The organism is Marisediminitalea sp. (assembly GCF_984433645.1).
The window spans coordinates 1-7,200 of the sequence record NZ_CFIDRX010000202.1 but is presented as its reverse complement, the minus strand read 5'-3'; the positions used below and the strand labels follow the sequence as shown (position 1 = coordinate 7,200).

Sequence of the window (7,200 nt, the reverse complement as noted above, 5' to 3'; positions counted from 1 at the left end):
AAAACCAACCCCTTTGTGGGGTAACCTTTTTGATTGAGTTCAGTCTACCTGGTGCGTGTTTACTGTATAAACTGAACCCATAACAGATGTTGCCGATAGGTAAAAGCCAAATTGGTTGCTCACGTTATTCACCTTTAGTCTTATTTCTTACCTCCATTTGTAAGACATTTCCTACAGAGCTGTAAGCATCGTCTAATTAGACAAAAGGATCATACCTACGAAAAAACGTATCCTTCTGTTTTTATTGTGTTTTGTACTTTAGTCTAAGTGCATGGAGTTCACAGTGGTGATGAATTTTCAAAAAAGACGCTACCAGCAAAAAATGCGTTCGGTATTATGAACATGTCACAGGGAGAAACGTTGAGTCAGGATGACGCAAGGATGACACTGGACAACCCAGGATGGGGCAAACCGGCCAGGAGGCTGGTAACAAGGAAGCGGATGCAACCGGGAAGGTTGAAGGACAACTTCAGGATTGAAGAATACTTTAACAGGATGTGAAGTACACAAGGATAACGGAAAGGGACTAGCTAAGGATTGGCTACTCACTCGGGACGAGTGGGATAAAAGGGATTTGCGTGCAGGGGAATAACCTTGGAGGTTGTTTAGCACTCTACGCTGAGAGGGATCTTCAAAATTCGATAAAGAGGCGGTAGCGAGAGCTATCGCCTTTTTCATTTGTGCAAAAGCTATTCTTATATTTACAGCTCAAAAAACATTCGATATAAATAATGTTGATGGTACTGGTCAGTAACCGCGCTTGCTTGGTGCGTCTGAGTAGTCGTGTGCCACAGGGGTTAAGTTTCAGCCATGAGCTGACTTTGTGGAAGTTGATGTAGGGAACGACAAATGATTATTGTATTTGGATGTAATCGCTCCTGGATTTCCAGAATGATTCGCTGGAGAACCGGATCGAAATGGTCACATGTGGCAATTTTAGACACCGATGATGTCCATGTGATTGAAGCCAAAGGTGGCTTTGGGGTGCTGCGAAGTGATCTTCGCGAGTTTGAGGCCAGGTATCGCGAAATCGAATACCGCGAGATTGACGGCGATATTGAACGAGCAATTCAATTGATTGGTAAGCCGTTTGATAACGAAGGCATTAAGGGCGTGTTCTTCCGTTCTTTTAAACACTGCCCCGACAGTTGGTTTTGTTCAGAACTGGTAGCGCACTCCACGTCTTTTATTCCTGACGAATTTGCGCAGTATCAGACGCCGGAAACCTTATACCGATTGAGCCGCCAGTGCACAAAGTCAGCCAACTGATTAGTGGCTGCTTGCGCGAGATCTTAACTAGGGCAGCCCTAATGGGCTGCTATCGTTCTGTAGAATACGGATCTTCCGCCAGCAAATAGGCACGGAGATCGGCTTTGTTGGGCTGTGCGTTCAGCCACTCCCTTAATGCTTTTACTTCTTTGTAGGTTGCTTCACCGAATTTGGCAGCGTAAATCTCTGCAAAATGAGAGGCGGTGTTCTCCTCCCGAATCTTCTTTTGCCACTGTTGGGTAACAACATTATTGAGTGCGCCAGCCACGCCTTCCGCTTTCAACAGCTCCCACTCACCTTTATCCAGCCAGATACCGCCTACCTGAGCGCTGTAATCGACCCGATGGTCGGTGGACGCAGCAATTTTAAATTTACGCATAATACCGCCGGTTACCGGGCATAACAGGGCTTTTTTAGTGTCGCTGGTATCTTCCGAAACGTCGGTAACCTGCTCAAACTCATAGGCCTGGTTGCGTTCTTTCCAGCTAACAAAGTCTTCTATCATGATCCAGTTCCCGCCACAGTGGTTGCAGGTGTGAGCGCGAAATAAATCATCTAAGAAACTGGGTACTAATTGGCCTTGTTTACATTGTGTACATTGCATAGCGTGTTACATCCTTGTGATCGATAAATTAATGAATGCGGTGCGGTGGTGTGTCGGTGGAAATCACGGTAAGCCCGTTCATTACCAGCGTACCGGTATAGCAGTCTTGCCCCGTCGACGAAAACTCGAAGTCAAATTCGCTGCGCCAGTCCAGCTTACCGCGATACAGCATAGGCCGCGTTAGGCGACGGGCAACACTGATAAGCTGCAGGTGCTGCGTGTTGCAGTATTGACTTAAATACCGGTTGGCGGCCTCTGAAATCATCCGAATTCGCCAGAATAACGCGCCACCGGCGGCAATTAATACCAGCAGTAAAACATCTAATAGGTTCACAACGATTATCCTGCCTGTTTAAAGAGAGCCGCAAGGGCGTCTTTCATTGCGGGGTTGTGTTGATGCGCTTTTGCCAGTGTCAGTAGGGTTCTACGCAGCGCAGGAATTTGCACGAGATCTGAAAATAACCCAATAAATAACTGATGCTGGTAGTTGCCAGCGGCATCGGCTTTCGCTGCGATTTCCAAAAAGCGTTGGGCAGTCAGTAAATCCAGCTGGGCATCGTGCCTGGCGGCAATGACGCTGAGCAAATCAATATCTGGCGTGTCGATATTGTCCAACACCTGATTAATGCACCGATTTACCTCGGGTGAGAAGCTGGTCTGGCTCAGGGCGCGCAGGTAGCTGAGCATGGGAGCGGTGTCTTCGGCTGTGCTGTATTCCACCGCTTTTTCGCAGAATTTCTGAGTAAGGCGTTCTGGAAGCGGCTGGCTTTCCAAGCTGCTCAGCAAGGTATCGATAAACGGTGTGCTGTATTGGTCCAGCTGATTGGCAATGACGTCGGCGGTTGTTTCATCCAGTTCAATGACGGCATCGGCAATTGCCTGAACAGGAAGTTGTTGCCAGTCGATAACGCTGGGCGTTTTCAGATAGTGCATAACCCGCTCCACGCCGTCGTGTTTAGCGTCGTTCAGCGTGTGCCGGGTGATGGCAGAAAATTGGGCCATTTGCTGCTGACTGGGAGTAAAGGTATAGGGGTTATCAGGCAGTTTTTCCTGATCGCCTTCACCGGTGATTTGATTGCCCAGTGCATCAACAATAATTTGCAGGAAGTGATTGCGGGAAGCCTGGATAAGTAGCCCTTGTTCATCCAGTGGAAATTTCACGAACCAGATATAGCGCTGAGCCAGTGCGCTGGTATTCCAAAAGACGACCGCGTACCAGGCGTGCTGTTGGCGCGGACGAGGCGGGCAGATTTTGCCATTTTCGATTTCCAGAAAGGTTTGCGAATCGACAGGATAGACTCCCCGTCCTAAGTCAAAAATGCGATAATCCGTGCCTGCGTGTAGCAGAAACTCACTCAATGAGTGGATGTCTTGTGAATTCATGCTTCAAATTCAATTTATTTCAATTACCGCTAGTTTAACAGGCATTGGAGGTTGGCGTAATGTCAGATGCTGAAAAGCAGGGGAATCAATTACTGGATGCGTTGGAAGCTGCGCTTCGTCACAACGGTTTATGGGGCAATGAACGTCCGTCGCGCCAGGCGCTGGCCAGCCAGCAGCCCTTCGCTTGTGATACCCTTGCGCTGGAACAATGGCTACAGTTTATTTTTATCCCTCGTATGCAAACACTGCTCAGCCAATCACCGGTTAGCGTTCCTGTTATGGCGATTAAGCCGGTGGCAGAAATCACCTGGGGTGCTCAGCACCTTAATGTGCAAACCATCCTGGGACAATTGGATGCCTGGAGTGAAAACCCATGATGGACACGCCAGCTTGTTCCCCTTCACCTGAAAGTAAAGAAACATTGCAGATTTTGTATCAGGATGAATGGCTGGTGGCGGTGTATAAGCCTGCCGGGCTGTTGGTTCACAGAAGTCCCATTGATAAACATGAAACCCGGTTTGCCGTTCAGATTTTGCGGGATCAGATTGGTCAGCATGTGTTTCCGTTACACCGTCTTGATAGACCCACGGCAGGGATTTTGCTATTTGCCTTACAAAGTGAAACTGCCTCAAAAATGAATGCGCAAATGATGGGCTTTGGGGTCAAAAAGGAATACCGGGCACTGGTACGAGGGTATGTAAAGGCCCACGGCATGTTGGATTATGCGTTAAAATACCGCTGGGACAAAATGGCTGATGCTAATCGCGTCAAAGCGGTCCCTCCCCAGCCTGCACACACGGATTACTGGCCACTTGCTCATTATGAATTGCCTTATGCTGTTGGTCGCTATGACACGGCGCGATACAGCTGGTTGGGATTGCGCCCTTACTCTGGCCGCAAACATCAGTTGCGCCGGCATCTGATTCACTTGCGTCACCCCATTGTTGGGGACACGACCCACGGCGACGGCAAGCATAACCAGTTCTTGCGGGATACGTTTGATTGTCAGCGGCTGATGCTGGTGTGTACGCAAATGGGGTTCTATCATCCGGTTAGCCGTCAATGGCTAACCATTGAGTGCCAACCCGATAGCGAAATTGATGAGTTATTGGTAAGCTGGCAACCGTTTTTAACCTGGAGTCTTCAAAAAGGTAAGTAAATGGCGACAGTGAATATTATTGTAGGGTCGGTATACGGTAATGCCGAAAGCGTTGCGGAATCAGTACAAACTTTTCTGTCTTCAGAAGGGATCGAAGCCGAGGTATTTACCGATGCTGACGTTAGCGATATTACCGATGCCAGTGGCGTATTGGTGATCACTTCCACTACAGGGCAGGGCGACATTCCGCCAAACCTTGAAATGACGTTTGATGAATTGCGCACGCAATTTCCACTGCTAGGACAGAAACCCTTTGCGGTAGCCGCGTTGGGCGATAGCAGTTATGGCGAGTCGTTCTGTGGTGCAGGTAAACAGTGGCAGGAATTGCTCACCGAGCTTCAAGGCAACCCGGTTGCGGCCATGCTGGAAGTCGATGCCATGGAAACACTTGAGCCTGAAAACGATGTTATTGAATGGCTGAAGGGCTTCGCCAGCAAACTGGCTTAACCAACCGCCAGACCCCAGATACAAAAAATCCACCGTGACGGTGGATTTTTTATTGGGCGTAGCAAAGGTCAACAGCCCCTAAGCGTTTAACGCGTTATTATTCCGCACCGCGAAGCAGGGCGTTAATACCTACTTTTGCACGGGTTTTCGCATCGACTTTTTTCACGATGATAGCGGCATACAGGCTGTACTTGCCGTCTTTGCTTGGCAGGTTACCTGGTACTACAACTGCACCTGCTGGTACGCGGCCGTAGTGGATTTCGCCGGTTTCACGATCATAGATGCGAGTGCTTTGACCGATGTAAACACCCATTGAGATAACCGCACCTTCTTCAACGATTACGCCTTCAACAATTTCAGAACGCGCACCAATGAAGCAGTTGTCTTCAATGATGGTCGGGTTAGCTTGAAGTGGCTCTAATACGCCGCCAATGCCAACACCACCAGACAGGTGCACGTTTTTACCAATTTGTGCACAAGAGCCAACGGTTGCCCAGGTGTCAACCATAGAGCCTTCACCTACGTATGCACCAATGTTTACATAAGACGGCATAACGACTACGTTTTTGCCGACGTAAGAACCGGTACGAACGGCAGCCGGTGGCACAATACGTACACCTTCAGCAGCAAATTGTTCTGCCGTGTAGTCTGCGTATTTCAGCGGAACCTTGTCGTAGAAACGGCTCTCTGCCCCTTCCATTACATCATTGTTGTGCAGGCGGAAGTAAAGCAGTACGGCTTTCTTCAGCCATTGGTGTACAACCCACTCGCCGGCAATTTTTTCTGCAACACGTGCTTCACCGCTGTTGAGCAGGGCAATGGCATCGCTAACCGCTTGTTTTACGTCAGCCGGGGCGGCAGAAGGAGTAATGTTCTCGCGGTCTTCGAAGGCCGCTTCAATAATGGCTTTTAATTCAGTCATGGTATGTTGATATCTTCAAGTTGATCAAGTTTAAACAATATGCGTTTTTTCAACGCAGTCTGTTCTTCCGGCGTTAGGGCTTTACCTTGCTCATTACTGACGATAAACACGTCTTCGGCGCGTTCACCGATGGTGGCAATTTTGGCTAATTTTAATGTGAGCTTACAATCGACAAAAGCATGGCCTACTTTTGCCAAAATTCCAGGTGCGTCCAGTGCTTCCAACTCTATAAGTGTGGCATCGTCCTGTGCCGAGTAAAAACGAACCTTAACCGGTACGTTTAATTGTTTGTGCTGACGCGACAGTTTACGCGTGTTTGTGTGGTTTCTGCCAGGCTTTAATAGCTGATCAGCAATCGCGGCTTCGATTGATCGCATTCTGGATTCACTGTCGATTCGGGAGCCGTCGTTTTCCAGAATCAACATGCTATCGAATACATGACCATCACGGGTTACGGCAATGTGTGCATCGCGGATAGTACAGTTTCGGCTATCCAGCACAGAAGCAATTTGCGCAAACAGTGCAGGACGGTCTTTACCGTACATGAGCAGCTCAGTGCCGCCTTTTGCGATGTCGTTATTGGTTTTTATCAACATCACTGCGTCGTCTTCAATGGGTTCGAAGGCGAGTATTTCCCGTGAATGCCAGGCAATCTGCTCTGGGCGGAAGCGCGCGAAGTAGTCGTCTTCAAAACGTGACCACAGGGTCATCAGCGCAGCGTCATCTATGCCTTGCTGTTGCAGTGAGGCCAAGGCTTTACTCTTGTGTAACTCAACCCGTTCCTGCATGGTAACACCACACTGTAACCCGTTATCCAGCGCTTTTTGAGTCATCAAATACAGTTCTCTGAGTAACGACGATTTCCAGTCGTTCCACAGGTTGTCATTGGTGGCGCGTATGTCAGCCAGGGTGAGTGCATAAAGCAAGTTCAGGTGTCCCTGACTGCGCACAGCCGTGGCGAAATCATTTACAACATCCGGATCATAAATATCACGGCGCTGCGCCACCACCGACATCAACAGGTGATTTTCTACCAGCCAGGCGATGAGTTCCGCGTCGCTGCTGACGATGTTGTGCGCTTCACAAAATGAAGCTACATCCTTTGCGCCGAGTGTAGAGTGATCACCATTTCGGCCTTTGGCAATATCGTGAAATATAGCCGCGATATACAGTAATTCTGGTTTATCCAGGTTTTTCACAATCCGGCCACAGCGCGGAAATTCGACGTTGCGGTCAGAAAAGTAATGATTAACGTGTTTGACCAGGCGGTGCGTATGCTCGTCTACCGTGTACGCGTGGAACAGATCAAACTGCATCATACCTACAATGTGATCCCACTGGGGTAAATACGACTGCAATATGCCGTACTGGTGCATGATGTCCCAGGCAAAATCAAAGAAGTGTGGGTGTTTAAAT

General features: G+C 48.8%; 9 protein-coding genes. 4 read left to right on the top strand and 5 right to left on the bottom strand.

Translation table 11 applies throughout. The annotated features are described in order from the left end of the window. Positions 1-849 precede the first annotated feature (849 nt). Complete coding sequence (locus AC4MRN_RS18280) at positions 850-1,269, top strand: C40 family peptidase (protein ID WP_155015525.1); 420 nt, start codon at positions 850-852, stop codon at positions 1,267-1,269. Between the two features lie 49 nt (positions 1,270-1,318). Here AC4MRN_RS18280 and AC4MRN_RS18275 read toward each other — a convergent pair whose 3' ends face one another. Genes AC4MRN_RS18275 through AC4MRN_RS18265 form a run of 3 tightly spaced genes read right to left on the bottom strand, consistent with a single transcriptional unit; the run spans position 1,319 to position 3,256 of the window. Next, positions 1,319-1,873: a zf-TFIIB domain-containing protein gene (locus AC4MRN_RS18275; protein ID WP_475069793.1), complete on the bottom strand. Its 555-nt coding sequence runs from the start codon at positions 1,871-1,873 to the stop codon at positions 1,319-1,321. A gap of 28 nt (positions 1,874-1,901) precedes the next feature. Continuing rightward, entirely contained in the window at positions 1,902-2,207 is a 306-nt protein-coding gene (locus AC4MRN_RS18270; protein ID WP_155015523.1) for a DUF3301 domain-containing protein, read from the bottom strand. Between the two features lie 5 nt (positions 2,208-2,212). Next, positions 2,213-3,256 (bottom strand): DUF3549 family protein, encoded by a 1,044-nt coding sequence (locus AC4MRN_RS18265; RefSeq protein WP_491204088.1) that lies wholly within the window; start codon positions 3,254-3,256, stop codon positions 2,213-2,215. A 59-nt stretch (positions 3,257-3,315) separates the two neighbouring features. On the opposite strand from AC4MRN_RS18265, the gene AC4MRN_RS18260 reads away from it, so the two are divergent. The 3 genes from AC4MRN_RS18260 to AC4MRN_RS18250 are packed head-to-tail and all read left to right on the top strand — an operon-like array spanning position 3,316 to position 4,862. Further along, complete coding sequence (locus AC4MRN_RS18260) at positions 3,316-3,633, top strand: YqcC family protein (protein ID WP_073319338.1); 318 nt, start codon at positions 3,316-3,318, stop codon at positions 3,631-3,633. Beyond that, positions 3,630-4,415: a pseudouridine synthase gene (locus tag AC4MRN_RS18255; protein ID WP_491204087.1), complete on the top strand. Its 786-nt coding sequence runs from the start codon at positions 3,630-3,632 to the stop codon at positions 4,413-4,415. Before AC4MRN_RS18260 ends, AC4MRN_RS18255 begins: the two co-directional genes overlap by 4 nt. Next, on the top strand, positions 4,416-4,862 hold the full coding sequence (locus tag AC4MRN_RS18250; RefSeq protein WP_073319336.1) for a flavodoxin: 447 nt from the start codon (positions 4,416-4,418) through the stop codon (positions 4,860-4,862). Between the two features lie 97 nt (positions 4,863-4,959). Here the strand turns inward: AC4MRN_RS18250 and dapD are convergent, their stop codons facing one another. Both dapD and AC4MRN_RS18240 read right to left on the bottom strand, forming a co-directional pair. After that, a complete protein-coding gene (gene dapD / locus AC4MRN_RS18245) occupies positions 4,960-5,784 on the bottom strand; it encodes a 2,3,4,5-tetrahydropyridine-2,6-dicarboxylate N-succinyltransferase (RefSeq protein WP_155015520.1) in 825 nt (274 codons plus the stop codon). After that, positions 5,781-7,200, bottom strand: a 1,420-nt coding sequence (locus AC4MRN_RS18240; protein WP_491204086.1) for an HD domain-containing protein, incomplete at its 5' end; no start/stop codon positions are given. The genes AC4MRN_RS18240 and dapD, both read right to left, overlap by 4 nt.

Coding starts and splice junctions, on each gene's coding strand:
- AC4MRN_RS18260 (WP_073319338.1), top strand. CDS start 3,316: ATGTCAGATGCTGAAAAGCAGGGGAATCAATTACTGGATGCGTTGGAA.
- AC4MRN_RS18275 (WP_475069793.1), bottom strand. CDS start 1,873: ATGCAATGTACACAATGTAAACAAGGCCAATTAGTACCCAGTTTCTTA.
- dapD (WP_155015520.1), bottom strand. CDS start 5,784: ATGACTGAATTAAAAGCCATTATTGAAGCGGCCTTCGAAGACCGCGAG.
- AC4MRN_RS18255 (WP_491204087.1), top strand. CDS start 3,630: ATGATGGACACGCCAGCTTGTTCCCCTTCACCTGAAAGTAAAGAAACA.
- AC4MRN_RS18265 (WP_491204088.1), bottom strand. CDS start 3,256: ATGAATTCACAAGACATCCACTCATTGAGTGAGTTTCTGCTACACGCA.
- AC4MRN_RS18280 (WP_155015525.1), top strand. CDS start 850: ATGATTATTGTATTTGGATGTAATCGCTCCTGGATTTCCAGAATGATT.
- AC4MRN_RS18250 (WP_073319336.1), top strand. CDS start 4,416: ATGGCGACAGTGAATATTATTGTAGGGTCGGTATACGGTAATGCCGAA.